Here is a 17,586-nt window from a genome sequence, read left to right on the forward strand (position 1 = left end):
GAATGGGAGAACCGGAGACCGCTTCGTCCTCTGACTGGAGCCTGAGCCTCCACGCCTCGATCCACGAGATCGGGGTCGAGGACTGGGATGCCTGCGCGGGCGCGGACAACCCGTTTGTCTCTTTCGGCTTTCTGTCCGCCCTTGAAGACAGCGGTTCCGTCGCGGACCGCACCGGCTGGCTTGTGCGCCATGCCGTGCTGCGGGCACCGGGCGGGACAATCGCGGCCCTCGCTCCGCTTTATGGAAAGTCCCACTCCTGGGGCGAGTATGTCTTCGACCAGAGCTGGGCCCGCGCTTACGAAGCTGCGGGCGGTCGCTACTATCCGAAATTCGTCTGCGCCGTTCCGTTCTCGCCGGTTCCCGGCCCAAGGCTGCTGCTGCGGGCTGATCTGCCCGATCCGAAAGGCGTGGCCCAGGCTCTGGCGTCCGCGCTCATTCAGGCCACGGCGCAACTCGGCCTGTCCTCCCTGCACGCCAATTTCTGCGATGTGGCTTCGATGGAGGCCTTTACCGAAGCGGGTTATCTGCCGCGCACGGGCATCCAGTATCACTGGCAGAACAACGGCTACGCCACGTTCGATGATTTTCTGGCCGCTTTAGCCTCGCGCAAGCGCAAATCCATCCGCAAGGAACGCAGCGCCGCGCAGTCCTGCGGTCTGACCTTCAGTACATTGCGCGGAGACCAGATCACCCCGGAAGACTGGAAAGCGTTCTACCGTTTCTACCAGTCCACGATCGACCGGAAATGGGGCAGCGCCTATCTGACCGAGCGCTTTTTTCCCATGCTGTCCGAACGGCTCGGCGACCGTGTGGTCCTGATGATGGCCCATCATGACGGAAAAGCCGTTGCCGGTGCCTTGAACCTCATGGGGACGGAGGCGCTGTTTGGCCGGAACTGGGGCTGCGAGGGGGACTGGCCCTTCCTGCATTTCGAGCTGTGCTACTACCGTGCGATCGACTTCGCCATCGAGCACGGTCTGTCCCGCGTGGAAGCCGGGGCGCAGGGCGAACACAAAATCCAGCGCGGCTATCTCCCGACCTTCACCCATTCCGCGCATGCCATCCTTGATCCCGGTCTACGGCAGGCCGTCGCGGCCTTTGTGGAAGAGGAACGGACCGCTATGCAGGCAGAGGCGGCGGAACTGGAAACTCTTTCACCATATCGTCACGGCGAGTCGGGATAACCCTGTTCGTTTAACGATTGGGAAAGCTTTTTGCGGCTAGGCTGTGCTCCGAAATCGGGATTGACCGGAGCCTGTAAAGCCCATGGAGAACAGTACCTATATCGCGCTTTCGCGCATGGATGCCCAGCAGCGTGCCATGTCCGTGGTCGCGGCCAATATGTCGAACGCCTCGACCGTGGGCTACAAACGCGAAAATGTCCTCTTCAGTGACTTCCTTTCCCACCAGCACGGCTCAAAGCAGGCCGAAGGTGCGGATACGGAATCCTATACGCAGGACCGTGCGACATACCGGGACTTCCAGCAGGGCGATATGCAGTCGACCGGCAATCCTCTTGATCTTGCGCTGGGGGGGGAGGGCTATTTTCAGGTTCGCACTGCTAATGGTGTCCGTCTGACACGGGCCGGCCGTTTCGAGGAACAGCAGGATGGCGCCATTGTCGATGAAAACGGAAATGCCCTGCTGGACCGTGATGGACAGCCGATCGAACTGCCCCAGACCGACCATCGCATCACCATTTCCGCAGACGGCGTGATCTCGACCGAAACCGGCGAGCAGGGCCAGATCGGGATTGTGACGGCGCAGGACAACAATACCCTCCAGGCCGAAGGCAGCAGGCTGCTGCGTTCCGACCAGCCGACCACGGCTGTCGAGCGGCCCAACATCGTGCAGGGCATGGTGGAAGGCAGCAACGTTCAGATGATGACCGAAGTCACGCAGATGATGGAAATCCAGCGAAACTTCGATTTCATGGCGCAGTTCGTGGACGCCGAGGCAACGCGCCAGAAAAACGCCATCGACAAGATCGTTCAGGTCTCGGCCTGATTTACCGACCCTTACGGGACTAAGGATAACGCTCCATGCGCGCACTCGACATCGCCGGAACGGGCATGCAGGCCCAGCAGACCAACGTCGAAACCATTTCCAACAACATCGCGAACATGAGCACCACGGGCTACAAGCGCTCCCGTGCCGAGTTCCAGGACCTGATCTACCAGAACATTCGCCGCGTCGGCGCCAGTTCTTCCGATACGGGTACGACCATTCCGGCCGGTGCACAGGTCGGTCTGGGTGTGAAAACAGCCGCGATTTACCGCATCAACGATCAGGGCAGCCTTGAGCAGACCAGCAACTCCCTGGATCTGGCCGTGCAGGGACGGGGTTATTTTCAGGTCCAGCTTCCGTCGGGCCAGCTTGCCTATACCCGGGACGGTACGCTCTCGATGGACAATAACGGTTCGCTCGTGACGGCGGACGGCTATCTCATCAGCCCGACGATCACGATCCCCAATAACGCCCAGAGCATCTCGGTCGATCAGTCCGGTCAGGTCAGTGTGCAGATCGCCGGGCAGAACAACACGACTCTCGTCGGGCAGCTTCAACTCGGCATCTTCACCAATGAAAACGGTCTGGCCGCGATGGGGCAGAATCTGTTCACTCAGACGACGGCTTCCGGTGACGCCATGATGGGTAATCCTGAAGCTGTGGGTTATGGCAGCATCATGCAGGGTTACGTTGAAAACTCGAACGTCAACGTCGTGACGGAAATCACCGATCTGATTACGGCCCAGCGCGCCTATGAGATGAACAGCAAGGTCATCACCGCGTCGGATGACATGATGAAAACCGTGACCAATCTGGGTGGTGGCTAAGCATGAGCCGTATCCTGCTGAAAGGTGGCATCCTGCTGCTGGCAGGATGCACAGCACTGTCGTTCGCCTCTGCCGCAACCCTGCGTACAAACGTCAATGTCGATCATCCGCGCGTACGTCTGTCCGACCTGTTTGCCGATCTGGGCAAAGGACAGGATACCGAGATTGGCGATGCCCCGGCACTGGGCGCCAGCTATGTTGTGGGTGGCCCGCAGTTGACTGCCATTGCGGCCCAGTTCGGCATTGACTGGCCCGACGCCTCGCCACTGGTATCCGCAACCGTCACGCATGCGGCGCGCATGATTACAGTGGATGATGTCATTCCTGTCGTGCGACAGGGGCTGGAGCTGCCTTCCGAAGCACGGGTTGAGGTGGCTTTGACGGGGTTCAAGCCCGTAGCTGTTCCGGTTGCGGATCAGGGCGCACCGACGATCCTGCATATCGATCGGCCCCCTCATGGCAGCGAGCATTTCACCGCGCGCCTTGAGGTTCCTTCTGCCAGTGGGGGACAGGGGACGGCCTTCAACGTGAGTGGAACGGCGACCATGGAGGTCCGGGCCGTGACCCTGCGTCATGCCATGCATCTGGGGCAGCCCATTCTGCCCGAAGATGTCACCATGACGTTTGTACGTATCGGCCTTATTCCGGATGACGCCCTGCAAAATCCGGAGGAAGCTGTCGGACTGGAAGCACGGGGCGTGCTTGCGGCAGGACAGGTCCTCAGTGTTTCCCAGCTCGCCCATCCCCAGCTTGTGCATCGCGGCTCACCGGTTGTCGCAACCTTTTCCGGCCCAAGCCTGCATCTGACGGTTTCAGGGACAGTTCTGGAAGCCGGGGGGAAAGGCGATACCGTGCATGTCTATAATGCCAGCAGCCACATGGTCCTGACAGGACGTGTAATGGATCGGACGCAGGTGGAAGTCATCCCCGGCATCATGCCTCTGTCCGCGGATAACCGGGCACGTCAGCAGACTACGGCGCTTCCCTCTCTCTGAGTTTTCAGAAAGAGGGAAGTTCATGCTCTGTCTGTTATTTCACCAGATAACGGTCAAACCAGTGAATGGTGCGCTGGACCGCATCGTCCCAGGCCTGTGGGCTGCTCATGCCATGTCCCTGTCCGGGATAGATGACGAGTGAGCTTGGGACATGCAGCGTCTGAAGCGCGTGGAAGAATTCCTGGCTCTGCGGCATCGGGCATTCTTCATCCGCTGATCCGACATAAATGAAGGTCGGTGTATGGGCCTGCCGGATATAGAGAATAGGCGAGGAATGGGCATAGATGTCCGGATCATCGTAAACGGACTTCCCGAAAAACGGCAGCATCCAGCTGTCGATGTTGTTTTCGCCATAATAGGACAGCCAGTTCGCAATGCCGGCGCCTGCGACAGCGGCATGGAAACGGTCTGTCTGGGTGACGCTCCACATTGTCATGTAGCCGCCATAGGAAAAACCGGTCAGGCCTAGACGGTGGTCATCAATGGGCGCGACTTTTTCGGCCATATCGACGCCGCGCAGGATGTCCCGCAGATCTCCGTGCCCGAAATCCCGGCGGTTTGCGGCGGTGAAAGCCTCGCCTTGTCCATAGCTGCCCCGTGGGTTGGGCATGAAGACGTCATATCCCGCATTCAGAAGCGCCATCGCCAGCTTACTGTTGTCGCGGAAATAGCGCGGGTTTGAAGCGCTGGACGGGCCTCCGTGGACGTAGACGATCATCGGCACCTTACCGTTCTGCTCTACGCCGGGCTTGCGCTTCAGGGGTTCCAGAAGCCAGCCCTGTACGGAATAGCCATCGCTTTTCCATGTCAGGCTGCGGGCCTTGAGATGGGGCGGCAGGGCGGCATTGTCGCGATTGACAGGCTTCCACTGCCCGATGGGGCCAGCGGCGACTTCCGGGGCCTTCTCGAAGCTTTGCCGGATGATGGCCGTGTGCTGCCCGGCGCAGGAAAGGCTGGGTTCCGAGCGACCGTTGGAAAGCATCATGGCCTCTTCCCACAGCGGCCTCAGTCCGCCTTGCAGGGACCAGATGACACTGCGGTCTCCCTTGAGACCCGTGGCGATGAGGCTTGGCCCGCAGTCCCAGGACAGGTCGGTGACAGTCGCCTTCAGCCCCGGAGTCAGATTGACAGGCTGGGCGCCGGGCTTCGTCAGATCCAGAGTGTAGGCATCGCCGCCAATCGCTCCGTAATCACTCATCAGGCCGCCGATGAAGGAGACCTTTGTTCCGTCGGGGGAGACACGCGGCAGGTTGAGCTGCTGTTGCTGGGGTGGCGTATAAAGGACGGTGTCGTGGTCGTTTTCAATGGCGTGGAGCTTTGCGATCCACCAGTGATCATCCCCATTGCCCGGGGCTGCCGTGGCGACAAAGCCCTGTCCGTCCGGCCGCCAGTCATATTCATAGACATACAAATCCGCTGGCGACTGCCAGTTCAGGCGACCGTTCTCGATCGTGGCGATCCGCTGTTCGTCGATCTGCGCATTGATTTCTCCGGATGGAGGCGCTCCTGCTTCCATCGCGCCGGGCTGGCGGTGTGCGTTTTCGATCGCCAGAACGCCAAGCTGTCCTTTGGGGCCATAGGACAGGGACTGAAGCGTCCCCTTGAAGGTCAGAACCTGCACCGCATGGCGACCGTCCCGGTCGGCTTGCCAGACCGACAGGGTTTTGACCGAAGGGTCTTTCAGGACATAGGCCAGTGCCTGCCCGTCGCGGCGCCAGGCGAACGAACTCGCCTCACAGCCGTGACATAAAGACAGGTTGCTGCGGGTGCCGGACGGGAGCGTGTAAAGCACGGGCCGTGACGTGTCGGGCTGTGCAGAATCTCCAGCCGGCTCTTCCAGCGAGAGCAGTCGGCTTCCATCCGGGGAGATGGAAATATGGTCGAAAAGCTGGACGGGTGCGGCCAGTGCCGTCACGGGGAACAGGGCGGCCAGCAATGCAAGGCGACGGGGTAAGGTCATAGGGCGCTGTTTTATCCGGTTTCAGATCTGTTTGGCGGAAGGATTGGCAGTGCTGTGGCGGCGCAGAAGGCCGAGCAGCCAGTGCCACAGGCGTTTGGCTTTCGCACCGATGGCATCCATCCACAGATAGACGATCGGCGTGGTATAAAGGGTCAGGAGCTGGCTGACGACCATGCCGCCAAGGATGGACACACCCAGTGGCCGGCGCATTTCCGCGCCATAGCCATTGCTGACGATGAGCGGCACTGCACCAAGAGCAGCGGCAAGCGACGTCATCAGGATGGGGCGGAAGCGGGTGATCGAAGCTTTGAAGATGGCGTCCTTGGGGGAGAGTCTCTCGATACGCTCGGCATGAATGGCGAAGTCGATGACGAGAATGGCGTTCTTCTTGACGATACCTGTCAGCAGGATGATGCCGATCATGGCAATGATGCTGAAGGACTCTCCGGCAATCCACAGTCCCAGAACTGCGCCGATACCGGCGGAAGGCAGGGTGGAGAGGATCGTAATGGGATGGATCAGGCTCTCATAGAGAATGCCCAGCACGATATACATCACCGCAATGGCGGCCAGGAATGCCAGCCCGCCATTGATCATGAGCTTGCGGGTATCGCCGGCCGTCCCGGTGAAGTCGCCCAGAACACCGTCCGGAGCGTGTGTGTCCTGCATGGTCTGCTTGATCAGCTCGACCGCGTCATTATAGCTCACGCCCGTCGCCAGATCGAACGAGATGTTGGCGGAATAATAATTGCCGCGATGGGTGATATCGAGGGGCTGGGGCTTCCACAGGACGGAAGCGACATTGATCAGCGGGATCATGGTTTCGGTCGAGGACGAGACGGCCGCACCGCTTGAGGTATTGCCCGAGATCTGGTTGGCCAGCGAGTTCTGGATCGATGCGGTTGCCAGAGAGGTGAAGCTGTTTGCCGAAGTGCTGGCATCGCTGCGGGCACGGATCAGGTTGGAGGCCACGCCACCGGCAGCGGTTCCGGCAGACGTGGAGATCCAGACCTGCTTGAGGGTTTCGGGGTCCATCCGGTACTGCGGGGCCAGCACCATGACTACGCGGTGATCGGTGGTAGGCAGGTGGATCGTGGACGCGATGGCCTGACCGTAGGAATCATACAGCACGTTCTGGATGAGCTGCGGTGTCACGCCATACCGCGCTTCCGTATCGCGATCGACGGTGATGTAGGCCGCGACGGACTGTCCTTCGGTCGTGGAGGAGACATTGACCAGCTTGCCCGAGGTCCGCAGGGCTCCCAGCAATGTGGGGACATAGCCGAACAGGTCGGAGACGTTGTCACCACGCAGGACATACCGGTAGCTGCCGGTGTTCTTGGAGCTGTTGCCGCCCTGACTGCTGCCGCCGACGCTCCAGAACGAGACATCTGCGCCCGGCTCATTGGGCAGGCGCTTGCGGATCCGGTCCAGAATTGTTTCGGCCGAAGCCCGCTGATCCTTTTCCTTCAGATGCAGGTAGAGCTCGCCGCTGTTCTTGTCGTCACTGAAGATCGTGGTGGACAGCACGTCCGGGTCCGTCTGGGCCACGGCGCCCACCACGCGCAGACGTCTGTCGATCTCATCGAACGACATGGTGGCATCGCCCTTGATGCGCCCGGCCAGCAGAGACATGTCCTGCGACGGGATGAACTCCTTGGGCATTAGTACGATCGACCCTACCAGCACGATGAAGCTGAGCGGCAGGGTCAGTCCCATCAGGATGGGATGGCGCAGGCACCAGTGCATGGAACGGCCATACTGCCGCAGCGTCCAGTCCAGCGAGGTTTCCGTAATGACGGCGATGGAGCCCAACACACCCTTTCGCGGCTGGTCCCCATGGTCGATTTCCAGGAGATGCGCGCACATCATCGGCGTCAGAGTCAGGGAAAGCCACATCGAGATGACGATGGCGGAGATCATCGTCATGCAGAACTCGAACATGATCGAGCCTGCGCCGCCGGGCAGAAACAGCAGCGGGATGAAGACCGCAACCAGCGAAGCGCTGATGGACAGGACCGTGAAGCCGATTTCCGAAGCGCCGATCAGGCTGGCCTCATAGCGGTCCTTTCCTTCCTCCATGTGGCGGGCGATGTTTTCCAGCACGACGATGGCGTCATCGACCACGAAACCGACCGCGATGGTCAGCGACATGAGCGACAGAACGTCGAGCGTGAAGTTGAAGGCCGACATGGCCGCCAGCGTGCCGGACAGGGCGATAGGCACCGTCACGGCCGGAATGAGCGTCGTGATCATCTTGCGGAAAAACAGCAGGATCACGAGCACGACCAGCACAACGGACAGGACAAGCGTTAGCCGTGCATCGGCTAGGGACGCCCGGATGGAGCGGGATGTATCAAGACCCACGACCAGATTGACGTCAGCCGGCAGGGCATCGCGCAGATGTTTCAGGTTGGCGTTGATGCCGTCCACGATGGCCACGGTATTGGCATGTGGCTGGGCGGTTACGACCAGGGTGATGGCGCGGTGCCCGTTGATGTAGCTGGTCTGGTAGACGTCCTGAACACTGTCGGTGATGGTGGCGATGTCGCTCAGCCGGACGGGATAGAAATTGTTGCGGTATCCGACGATCAGGTCACGGTACTGCGCTGCGGTGGTAGCCTGATCGTTGGTGGATAGCATCATCCGCTGACCATGGCTGTCGATGAAGCCTTTGGGCGTAAAGGCATTGGCAGATGCCAGAGCCGTTCGCACGTCCTCGAAACCGATGCCCCATTTATAGAGCGGTCCGGGATTGAGTTCGACACGCACGGCGGGGTTGGCCGATCCCACGACTTCCACACGCCCTACGCCCTTGACCTCGGCCAGAAGCGGCTTGATGCGGATATTGGCGACATCGTAAAGTTCGGCCTGGGTTTTCTGATCGCCGGTCAGACTCATCAGATAGACCGGGAAGCCACCCCCATCCATTTTGAAGGCCTGCGGATCGGCATCCATCGTACCGGTTGGCAGATCGGCGCGTGCCGCGCGCAGGGCGGCCTGCGTGTCACGGAGCGCGCCGTCGATGTTTCGCGATGACGAGAACTCCAGGAAAATCCGGGCCTGTCCCGCACTGGTATCGGATTCGATGCTTTCCAGATCCGCGATCGATCCCAGCCTGCGTTCCAGTGGCGTAGTGACCGATGTCGCCATCTGCTGCGGATCCGCGCCCGGCTGGGTTGCCACGACCATGATGGCGGTCGTGGTCATGTCCGGCATCGTGGCGACAGGCAGCAGTGGATAACAGATGAAGCCCGCCATGAAGATGGCAATGGACATCAGTGTCGTCGCGACAGGGCGGTCTATGAACAGGCGGCAGAAATTCATGTGGCCAGTTTATCCACAAAACCGCGCTTCGGGTCATTACTGATAGGACACAAAATGTCAGTTTCCGGCCATGAAGGGCGTCAGAAATCGGGCATCCCTGCCGGCTGCGCGGAAGGCTGGGTCACGTAATACCGCTCTGCCAGACGGGGTGGCAGCAGGTCCATCAGGCGCGAACCCATGACCAGCCAGCCGGGAAAGATCACGCGCCGGGTCTGACGCAGGGTGCCGCGCAGGATCCGGCCAACCGCGTCTTCCGTGGAGATCAGCCCCGGCATGGGAAAACGGTTCTGCGTCACCATGGGCGTATCGACAAACCCGCAGCATACGCTGGTCAGACTGATGCCGAAGCGCTCCAGACGGGCGGCATTGGCCACGACGAAACGGTCCAGAGCGACCTTGGAAGCGGAATAGGACGGTGTGCCGGGATAGCAGACGAACCCTGCGATGGAGGCCATCACGCAGATCCGGCCCCGAAGGTTTTCGCCGTTCCGCTTCTGCCGGCGCATGGCCTGCACAACCGGAAAGAATGTGTTGAGCGTTCCAGTCAGATTGGTGTCGAGCATCTCCCACACGCGCTCTTCGCGCTCCAGCACCAGACCGTCATTGGCCTCGGGAGGCAGACCGCCCGTGATGCCTGCGCAGAGGAACGCCATGTCGAGCCGTTCTCCGGACGCTGTGGCGATCCAGTCCGCCATGCCCTGACGGTCTCGCGTATCCAGCACTTTGGGGACTGACCGGGCCCCCCTTTCGTCGCATTGCCGGGCCGTTTCCGCCAGGCCATCTGCCGCATGATCGCACAGTTGCAGGGAAACGCCGGGGCGGGCCAGCTTCAGGGCAAGACCGCGTCCGATGCCGGATGCGGCCCCTGTAATCAGGATATTCATCCGGCGAAGTCTAACAGAGTGTTTCCGGGATGCGACCCCCGCCCGGGTGAAAACATTTCCGGCCCATGGGTTTAGCGGGATGAATTGCAGTCCGAACGGGGTGTCGTGCCTTGCAGAAGCTGCCCGGCGAAACTGTGGGCTTCCGTGGTCATCGCGGCGAGCGTGCCGTTATGGCTGGCGTCATGAATCCGGTGCGTCACAGCGGTTCCGGCGGCGCAGAGACGGGCGACGAGGCGCTTCTGCTGACTGGTGGAAGTGTGCAGATCCTGCGCGCCGGACTCGATGAGCACGGGCGAGGGCAGGGAGAAGCCGGGATATTTCGCCCAGTCGAAAACCGGCGCCAGCACACGGTCCGCTTCGGGCTCGAGCAGTGTGGCGGGCGCCAAACCGGAGCGTTTGGCGATCGGGAAGAAGTCCGAGGCACACATGGAGCCGGCCTCATGCAGAAGACGCTGTCCCCGTGGGGTGAAGGCCTCGTTGATGTCCGTCGAAGGATCGGTTTCGACCAGCGACTGCCCGAGCGTCAGCAGTTCCGGCACGGCGGGCGAGAAGCTATGCGGGTTGGCGGGATGCAGAAGTTCCTGCACCGTCTGCTCGTCGAGATAGGGAGGGGCAGCGGCGATTGTGCCCAGAATCCGCAGATGCGGCGCATAGGTCGAAGCCATCGCGGCAGCGGCGAGGGCAGCCTGACCGCCCTGTGCATGACCATTCAGCACCACGTTCTCCGACAGGTCCGGCAGGCGCTCTCGGGCCGCGCGGACGGAATCGAGAACGCTCATGCCTTCCGAGCGCGCATTCAGAAGGAGCGGCGCGCCGGGCTCGCCCATTCCCGGATAGTCGGTTGCGACGATTGCAAAGCCCTGACGCAGCCAGCCATCATAGAAATGCGCCTGCACGGTGCCGATCCCCATGACGGACGGCGCGCAGGTCAGGTGCAGGCCGCTTTCTCCATGCGCCCAGGCCAGAACCGGCCAGCCGCCCGCCGGGGCACGACCGCGCGGAACCAGAACCTGAGCGGAGACGCGGACGAGCTGCTGCGGATTGTGCGCATCCGTACTGCGATAGGTCAGGCGATAGACCGAGGCCGGCTCATGGGACGGCACGGAATCCAGCCGGATGGCCTGCCCGGCCGAGACCGGCGCGCTGACGGACCAGTTGTCGCCATCGTCATCCGAGGCGCAGCCGGACAGTGCGGCTCCTGCCGTCAGCAGCATCAGAAGCGATGCAAGGGCGGTCAGTCCGGGAAGGCGGCGCTCCGGTTTACGGCGAAAAGAGCGGTACGGCATGAGAGGTCTGTCTCCGACGGGGAGCGTCTCTCATAGCAGCGCTCTGCGTCCTGTGGGAGCGGCCATGTCCTGTTCCGGAACGGAGGCGGACTTGGAGAGCCGTCCATCCGGCGCTACAGAGAAGACCTCTGACGCGCCGGTCCGACATGATCGGATCTGATACAAACGAGGATAGCCCTGCCATGACCGACACCATTCCTGATCGTCTCTCCGCCAGCCCGGACAGCCCGTATTACAACGAAGAGCTGCTTTCGCGCGGCATCGGTGTCCGTTTCAAGGGCGAAGAGCGCACCACCGTCGAGGAATACTGCATCAGCGAAGGCTGGGTCCGTCTGGCTGTTGGCAAGACGCTGGATCGCCGTGGCCGCCCGATGACGATCAAGGTTACGGGACCAGTTGAGGTCTGGATCAAGGACTCCGAAGAAGAAGCATGATGACACAGGCCGGCTCCGCACCGATCGCACCCCGCCGCATCGTTATCGACACCGATCCGGGTCAGGACGATGCGGTTGCCATCCTGCTGGCGCTGGCCTCGCCGGAACTGAAGGTCGAGGCCATCACGACCGTTGCCGGCAATGTGCCTGTTGCCCTGACGACGCGGAATGCCTGCGCCCTGCTCGAACTGGCAGGCCGTACCGACATTCCCGTTTTCGGGGGCGCGGCCCGTCCCCTGCACCGCGCGCCTATCAGCGCCGAGCACGTCCATGGCGAAACGGGCATGGCCAGCGCCGATCTTCCGGAGCCGACATTACGTCCGCAGGCGATTGATGCTGCGACCTGGCTTGTGGACATGCTGCGTCGTGAACCCGAGGGCGCGATCACGCTCGTCTGCCTCGGCCCGATGACCAATCTGGCTCTCGCCTTGACCCATGCGCCGGATATCGCGTCCCGGATCGCGGGAGTCGTGGCCATGGGCGGGGCGCAGCGCGAAGGCGGCAACATCACGCCGACCGCAGAATTCAATTTTTTCGTGGACCCTCATGCGGCCCGGATCGTCATGCATTCCGGCATTCCCATCACGCTTCTGCCGCTTGACGTGACGCATCGCGCTATCGCCACACCGGCCCGTCTGGCGCCGATCGCCGCGGTCGGCACGCCGGTGACGGACATGGTGGTGCGGATGCTGGGCGCGGAAGACCGCTTCGAGAAGCTGAAATACGGCTGGGAGGGCGGTGCGCTGCATGATCCGCTTACCATCGGCTGGCTTCTGAAGCCGGAACTGTTCTGGGGGCGCGAGTGCAATGTGGAAATCGAGGTCGACGCACCCCTGTGCATGGGTCAGAGTGTTGTTGACCTGTGGAACGTAACCGATCGCGTTCCGAACGCGTTATGGATCAATGACGTTGATTCAGACGCCTTCTATTCCCTTCTGACGGAAAGACTTGCCCTTCTGGACTAGACTCTTTCCGTCGTACAATGACGTTGGAGTAACCGAACATGGCAGACCCGACCCAGCAGGATCGCTTCTCAGTCGTCATCGTTGGTGGCGGTGCCGCCGGCATTACCATCGCAGCCCAGCTCAGGCGTGAACGCGCCAACCTGTCGATCGCCATCATCGAGCCGTCCACCACGCATGCCTATCAGCCGGGCTGGACCCTCGTCGGTGCTGGCGTGATGACGCTGCCCGAAACGCTGCGGCAGGAAGGCGGACTGATCCCGCGCAATGTCACTTGGCTGCGCGACAGCGTTGAAAGCTTCCAGCCCGAAGCCAATACCGTGACGCTGAAAAGTGGCCGCGTTGTCGAATACCGCCGTCTGGTTGTCTGCCCCGGCCTTCAGCTTGACTGGGACAAGATCGAAGGCCTGCCCGAAACGCTGGGTCGCAACGGCGTAACGTCGAACTATTCGCGTGAGACGGCCGCTTACACGTGGGAATGCATCCGTCATCTCGATGGCGGCAAGGCGCTGTTCACGCAGCCGCCCATGCCCATCAAATGCGCCGGCGCGCCGCAGAAGATCGTCTATCTGGCCTGCGATCACTGGCGCCGCGAAGGTTCGCTGCATCGCACGGAAGTCGATTTCTCGCTGGCCGGAAACGCGCTGTTTGGTGTGCCGTATTTCGTCCCCTCGCTTCAGCGCGAGATCGACTATTATGGCGTGAACCTTCACATGAAGGAAAACCTGATCAAGGTGGATGGCGAGAAGCGCGAGGCCACGTTCCAGATCGTCGGAACGGATCAGACCGTGGTGCGCCAGTTCGACATGCTGCATGTCGTACCGCCGCAGAGTGCTCCGGATTTCGTCAAGAAAAGCCCGCTCGCCAATGACGCTGGCTGGCTGGACGTCGATCCGACCGTCCTGCGTCACAAGACCTATGACAACATCTTCGGGGCCGGTGACGTTCTGGGCACCAGCAATGCCAAGACAGCCGCGGCAGCCCGCGAACAGGCTCCGGTCGTGGTGGAAAACCTGCTGGCTTCGCTCGATGGCCGCCCGCAGATGGGCAGCTATGACGGTTATGGCGCCTGCCCGCTGACGGTATCCTACGGCAAGGTCGTGCTGGCCGAGTTCCTGTATGGCGGCAAGGTCGCGCCGAGCTTCCCGTACGACCAGCGCAAGCCCAGCCGCTTTGCTTGGTTCCTCAAGACGGAAGTCTTCCCGCGTCTGTATTGGTACGGAATGCTCAAAGGATACAACATCAAGGTGAAGCACACGCCCAAAGAGACGGGCTGACCTTTTCCCTTATCGGGAGCTGGAACCAGAGACGGGACGGATGAAAATCCGTCCCGTTTTTTTGTGCTTGCGTTTGGGACGACAGACAAAAAAAGAGGGGCCAAAGCCCCTCTTTTCCAGTGTTCCGTCTGACCGGAGGATCAGAAATGAACGCCGAGGTTCATTTGGAAGGAACGGCCGATGATCGCCTCGTAGTAGCGGTTGAGGCTGACCGTACCGGGATATTTCGGCAGCGCGTTGGTGATGTTGTTCACCATGAAGTTTGCGCTGAAGTTCCGGGTGATGTCGTAGCCCACCGTCAGGTTGAACATGGCAAAGGACGGACGCTTGTTGGCTGCATAGTAGTTTGCAGGAACCTGCACCTGGTACTGTGACGGGCCGTACCAGAGCGTCTGCCACTGAAGGGTGAACGGACCTCTCATGTAGTTCGCGTTCAACGTGAAGTTGTCGTTGGGCGCGCTTGTCGTGCCGCTCAGCAGATAGGTGCTGCCCAGATAGTTCTGCTGACTCTTCAGGTAATGCACATAATTGCCGCTGAGGCCGAGTGCACCTGCGGACTGGGGCAGGCCGAAGCGCGAAAGCGGCGTGTCATAGGTGAGGGTGGCCTGAAGCGCCTGCGTCTCAAAGTTGGCGATATTGTAATAGCCAGCCGTGAACGTTTGAAGCTGCCCGTCAGATCCACGCTGGAAGGTATTGCAATAAGCGTTGCTTGGACCATAGGAAGCCGAGTCGTAGCATGCATCCATCAGGTTTTCAGGGGTGAGTGACGTGATGGCGTTATCGATTTTCACGTCGACGAAGGAGCCACGGAAGTCGAGACCGCGGATGAAGTGCGGCCGGAGTTCCAGCGTTCCGGTATAGCTGGTTGAGACTTCGTTCTTCAGCTTTGTGTTGCCGCCAGACTGACCTTCAATCGAGAAGTTGTTGAAGTTGGATTCGAACGGCTGCTTGATGCCGGCTTTGGCGCAGTTTGCTGCACGCATTGCCGGGTTGGGTCCCGCACCAATGCCCGCCGTGGAGCAGGGATCAATGCCGTATTCGTAATCCGTGCTCTGGGGTGCGAACAGTTCGGTGACGGACGGATTGCGGATCGAGCGGGCATAGTTGCCACTCAGGCCGATGTCCTGTGTGGGCCACCAGGCACCACCGAACATGTACGTCCAGTAGCCGCCGGTCATGCTGTTGTTGATGTAGCGGCCGTTTGCGGTGGCGGACAGGCTGTAGACACCGGGGACATGCATGCTGGGCGACACCAGCGGAACGTCAAGTTCGCCGAAGACTTCATGCGTGTGATACGCACCACCTGTAGGCGGAATTGCTGTTGAATTGCCGTATTGCAGATACGAACCATCATCCTGTTCCCATCCGCGGGAGAACGCGCCGGGGTTGAAGCGATAGCCTTCGCGGCGATGCTCGTAACCGATATCCCACCTGACATCGCCTGCGGGAAGACGCATCACGGTACTGGAGATTTCGCCCTGCAGGTCACGCTGTGCGTTGGTGTTCTTCTGATGGGCATCCGCTGTGATGTAGTTCACGGCCGCAGGCGTTGCCTGGCCGGTACCAAACGGATTGAACGCCGCACAGGTGGAACTGCGGGTTTTGATAGGCGCGCTGGTGTAGCCGGGGGAGCAGATGATGTTGCCGCTGGCATCGGTGGTGGAGTTGAGCGAATTGATAAGGTTCTGCGCAACGATGGACGGCTGCCATGTGTCGTTCATGTAGCGGCTGTATTCACCCCGGACCTTCCAGTTGAAGTGACGTCCGACAGCGTCAAAATCACCGTTCAGGCCCCCCTGGAAGCGGAACATCTGCATCGTCGTCTGGAACATCCCGCCGTCGAGATCCTGGTTCAGACGCGACATGTAGAACGTGTCGGTCGGCAGACCTTTGGCGGCAAGTGCATTCACGATGGTCGAACGTGCAGCTGAGGACAAGTACGGATTGTTAGTGCTCAACTGATAGGCACCGTTCACTTCACCATAGTTATGGTAGTTGTCTATGGTCAGCGGATCAGCGAACTGTGGGGTGCTCCATGTTCCCTGTCCGACTTCGCTCGACGCCGTGCCGCGGGCATACCACCCCTGCCACGTCGCATGGATGTGGTCAGTGATATCGTAATGGCCGAGCAGCGTCAGGTTGAGCTTGTTGGTCGGCGTGTAGAGCTGGGTGTAATCCTGAAGCGCGGTCGCATTACCACCGACAACGGTTGTGGCGCTCTTGGTGGCATAGTCCCAGGTGATGGGAACAAGCGACTGCCCGTTGTTGCTGAACATCAGCGGCTGGCCACCGGCACCGGCAATGCCGTCCACAACCTTGCCGTAGGAAATGGGAACATTCGCGCCGGTCAGCTGTGGAACGCCGGTGACGGTTGCAATAATGTTGCGCGAAGCCTTATCGAAATTATAGATGTAGGGCGAGTTTGTGCTGGTATAGGGCGCACGCACATAACCTATCCGGTCGCGGCCAGTGAGATTGATCCGGTCATTGTCAACCATACCGCCCTGATTACGGTATTCGACGTCAAAGACCATGCCGCCCTTGCCATGATCGAAGTCATGGCCGACCTTGAAGGTAATCTTTTCGCCTGGCGCGTCGAGCTTCTGGCTCCAGTTACCCTGAGCATTGAAATCTACGCCGGTAAAGTGGTCGTCAAGCTGATAGTTGATCACACCTGCAACGGCGTCCGCACCATAAGCCGCACCTGCGCCACCAAGCTTTGTGTCTACGCCTTTCAGAAGGGATGTCGGAATGGCGCTGATGTCTACCTGCGAACCCGAGCCTTTACCGTACAGGGAGGCTGTTGAGCCACCCACCATGCGCATGCCATCGATCAGCGTCAGGGTGCGCTGGGGCCCGAGGTTCAGCAGCGATGTAAAGGACTGACCGGCACCGAAGCTACCCTGACTTCCGATCGGGGTATTGGAGTTGTCGCCGACACCGAAAGCCGGGTTTTCACGCATCAGCGCGATACCGATATCGGTGTAGCCGCGCTTCTTGATCTGATCGGCACTGAGCGAGGTTCCGGCCATGACGTTTGTCAGGCGCGTCTGGGACAGACGTGTACCGGTGACCGTGATGACTTCAGCTGAATCCGAAGCTTCTGTGCCCTGCAGTAACCTGGCGTTTGACTTGGTTGCCGGAGCAGTCGCTGTCGTGGTTGCAACCGGTGCGGCAGTCGAAGCGGTAGTGGCTGCAGCAACCGGCGTCGCTTTTGTCGCAGCTTTTGCCAGAGCTTTTTTCTTGGCTGCGCTCTTATGAGCGGGGGAATGTTTTGCGGATGCGGTCGTGGTGGTTTGGGCGTGAGCGCTAACACTTGGCAGAACGCTGTAGGAAATGCCGGCCATCAAAAACACCCGGATAAGCGTCCGGGGCGGAGGGGTGCGTCTTTTCAGTGAGTGATGCACAGAGGTGGTCATCGCGGCCGTTGTTCCTTTTCGATGAAGGTCGCAAGTAAATTTTATCTCTGGTGACATTTTCATCGGAAATCGAAACGGTCCGCAATAATTTTGCAGCAGGAATGCAACACTATTGTCATATCCAACTAAATAAGTTGCTTTTATGTCACATGTATAATCTATACTTGAATTATTACAATTCAATTCAAGTAATATATAATTGGTATAA

Annotated in this window: 12 protein-coding genes; 7 read left to right on the forward strand and 5 right to left on the reverse strand. The window is 60.3% G+C overall.

Annotated elements, in window-relative coordinates; all coding sequences use genetic code 11:
- Positions 1 to 2 precede the first annotated feature (2 nt).
- The 4 genes from GRO01_RS08450 (at position 3) to flgA (ending at position 3,829) form a co-directional block, all read left to right on the forward strand.
- The gene (locus tag GRO01_RS08450; protein WP_062510904.1) at positions 3 to 1,184 is read left to right on the forward strand and encodes a GNAT family N-acetyltransferase; all 1,182 of its coding nucleotides are present in this window, start codon (positions 3 to 5) and stop codon (positions 1,182 to 1,184) included.
- An 82-nt stretch (positions 1,185 to 1,266) separates the two neighbouring features.
- Entirely contained in the window at positions 1,267 to 2,007 is a 741-nt protein-coding gene (flgF, locus tag GRO01_RS08455) for a flagellar basal-body rod protein FlgF (protein ID WP_062510906.1), read from the forward strand.
- Between the two features lie 35 nt (positions 2,008 to 2,042).
- Positions 2,043 to 2,834, forward strand: a complete 792-nt coding sequence (flgG, locus tag GRO01_RS08460) for a flagellar basal-body rod protein FlgG (RefSeq protein WP_062510908.1) — start codon at positions 2,043 to 2,045, stop codon at positions 2,832 to 2,834.
- Between the two features lie 2 nt (positions 2,835 to 2,836).
- Positions 2,837 to 3,829: a flagellar basal body P-ring formation chaperone FlgA gene (gene flgA, locus GRO01_RS08465; protein ID WP_062510910.1), complete on the forward strand. Its 993-nt coding sequence runs from the start codon at positions 2,837 to 2,839 to the stop codon at positions 3,827 to 3,829.
- Between the two features lie 34 nt (positions 3,830 to 3,863).
- Here flgA and GRO01_RS08470 read toward each other — a convergent pair whose 3' ends face one another.
- From GRO01_RS08470 to GRO01_RS08485, 4 genes are all read right to left on the reverse strand, one after another.
- Complete coding sequence (locus tag GRO01_RS08470) at positions 3,864 to 5,789, reverse strand: alpha/beta hydrolase family protein (RefSeq protein WP_062510912.1); 1,926 nt, start codon at positions 5,787 to 5,789, stop codon at positions 3,864 to 3,866.
- 21 nt (positions 5,790 to 5,810) lie between these two features.
- On the reverse strand, positions 5,811 to 9,116 hold the full coding sequence (locus GRO01_RS08475; protein WP_062510915.1) for an efflux RND transporter permease subunit: 3,306 nt from the start codon (positions 9,114 to 9,116) through the stop codon (positions 5,811 to 5,813).
- Between the two features lie 80 nt (positions 9,117 to 9,196).
- The gene (locus GRO01_RS08480) at positions 9,197 to 10,000 is read right to left on the reverse strand and encodes an SDR family NAD(P)-dependent oxidoreductase (RefSeq protein ID WP_062510917.1); all 804 of its coding nucleotides are present in this window, start codon (positions 9,998 to 10,000) and stop codon (positions 9,197 to 9,199) included.
- Between the two features lie 71 nt (positions 10,001 to 10,071).
- Positions 10,072 to 11,286: a lipase family protein gene (locus GRO01_RS08485; RefSeq protein WP_062510919.1), complete on the reverse strand. Its 1,215-nt coding sequence runs from the start codon at positions 11,284 to 11,286 to the stop codon at positions 10,072 to 10,074.
- A gap of 182 nt (positions 11,287 to 11,468) precedes the next feature.
- On the opposite strand from GRO01_RS08485, the gene GRO01_RS08490 reads away from it, so the two are divergent.
- From GRO01_RS08490 to GRO01_RS08500, 3 genes are read left to right on the forward strand one after another with little or no spacing between them, the layout of a single operon-like run.
- Positions 11,469 to 11,720, forward strand: coding sequence for a DUF3297 family protein (locus GRO01_RS08490; protein WP_041112680.1), 252 nt, complete (start codon positions 11,469 to 11,471; stop codon positions 11,718 to 11,720).
- Complete coding sequence (locus tag GRO01_RS08495; protein WP_062510921.1) at positions 11,717 to 12,685, forward strand: nucleoside hydrolase; 969 nt, start codon at positions 11,717 to 11,719, stop codon at positions 12,683 to 12,685. Before GRO01_RS08490 ends, GRO01_RS08495 begins: the two co-directional genes overlap by 4 nt.
- A gap of 38 nt (positions 12,686 to 12,723) precedes the next feature.
- The gene (locus GRO01_RS08500; protein ID WP_062459500.1) at positions 12,724 to 13,959 is read left to right on the forward strand and encodes an NAD(P)/FAD-dependent oxidoreductase; all 1,236 of its coding nucleotides are present in this window, start codon (positions 12,724 to 12,726) and stop codon (positions 13,957 to 13,959) included.
- Between the two features lie 140 nt (positions 13,960 to 14,099).
- Here the strand turns inward: GRO01_RS08500 and GRO01_RS08505 are convergent, their stop codons facing one another.
- Positions 14,100 to 17,306 carry a TonB-dependent receptor domain-containing protein gene (locus tag GRO01_RS08505; RefSeq protein WP_231490420.1) on the reverse strand — a complete coding sequence of 1,069 codons (3,207 nt, stop codon included), beginning with the start codon at positions 17,304 to 17,306 and terminating at the stop codon, positions 14,100 to 14,102.
- Positions 17,307 to 17,586 lie beyond the last annotated feature (280 nt).

Source organism: Gluconobacter roseus NBRC 3990, assembly GCF_006538885.1.
Lineage (GTDB): Bacteria > Pseudomonadota > Alphaproteobacteria > Acetobacterales > Acetobacteraceae > Gluconobacter > Gluconobacter roseus.

Excerpts from the sequence above, each read along its gene's own strand:
- GRO01_RS08505 (WP_231490420.1), bottom strand. The coding sequence starts at position 17,306 with ATGGCCGGCATTTCCTACAGCGTTCTGCCAAGTGTTAGCGCTCACGCC.
- GRO01_RS08495 (WP_062510921.1), top strand. The coding sequence starts at position 11,717 with ATGATGACACAGGCCGGCTCCGCACCGATCGCACCCCGCCGCATCGTT.
- GRO01_RS08485 (WP_062510919.1), bottom strand. The coding sequence starts at position 11,286 with ATGCCGTACCGCTCTTTTCGCCGTAAACCGGAGCGCCGCCTTCCCGGA.
- GRO01_RS08470 (WP_062510912.1), bottom strand. The coding sequence starts at position 5,789 with ATGACCTTACCCCGTCGCCTTGCATTGCTGGCCGCCCTGTTCCCCGTG.
- GRO01_RS08475 (WP_062510915.1), bottom strand. The coding sequence starts at position 9,116 with ATGAATTTCTGCCGCCTGTTCATAGACCGCCCTGTCGCGACGACACTG.
- flgA (WP_062510910.1), top strand. The coding sequence starts at position 2,837 with ATGAGCCGTATCCTGCTGAAAGGTGGCATCCTGCTGCTGGCAGGATGC.
- flgF (WP_062510906.1), top strand. The coding sequence starts at position 1,267 with ATGGAGAACAGTACCTATATCGCGCTTTCGCGCATGGATGCCCAGCAG.
- GRO01_RS08450 (WP_062510904.1), top strand. The coding sequence starts at position 3 with ATGGGAGAACCGGAGACCGCTTCGTCCTCTGACTGGAGCCTGAGCCTC.
- GRO01_RS08500 (WP_062459500.1), top strand. The coding sequence starts at position 12,724 with ATGGCAGACCCGACCCAGCAGGATCGCTTCTCAGTCGTCATCGTTGGT.
- GRO01_RS08490 (WP_041112680.1), top strand. The coding sequence starts at position 11,469 with ATGACCGACACCATTCCTGATCGTCTCTCCGCCAGCCCGGACAGCCCG.
- flgG (WP_062510908.1), top strand. The coding sequence starts at position 2,043 with ATGCGCGCACTCGACATCGCCGGAACGGGCATGCAGGCCCAGCAGACC.
- GRO01_RS08480 (WP_062510917.1), bottom strand. The coding sequence starts at position 10,000 with ATGAATATCCTGATTACAGGGGCCGCATCCGGCATCGGACGCGGTCTT.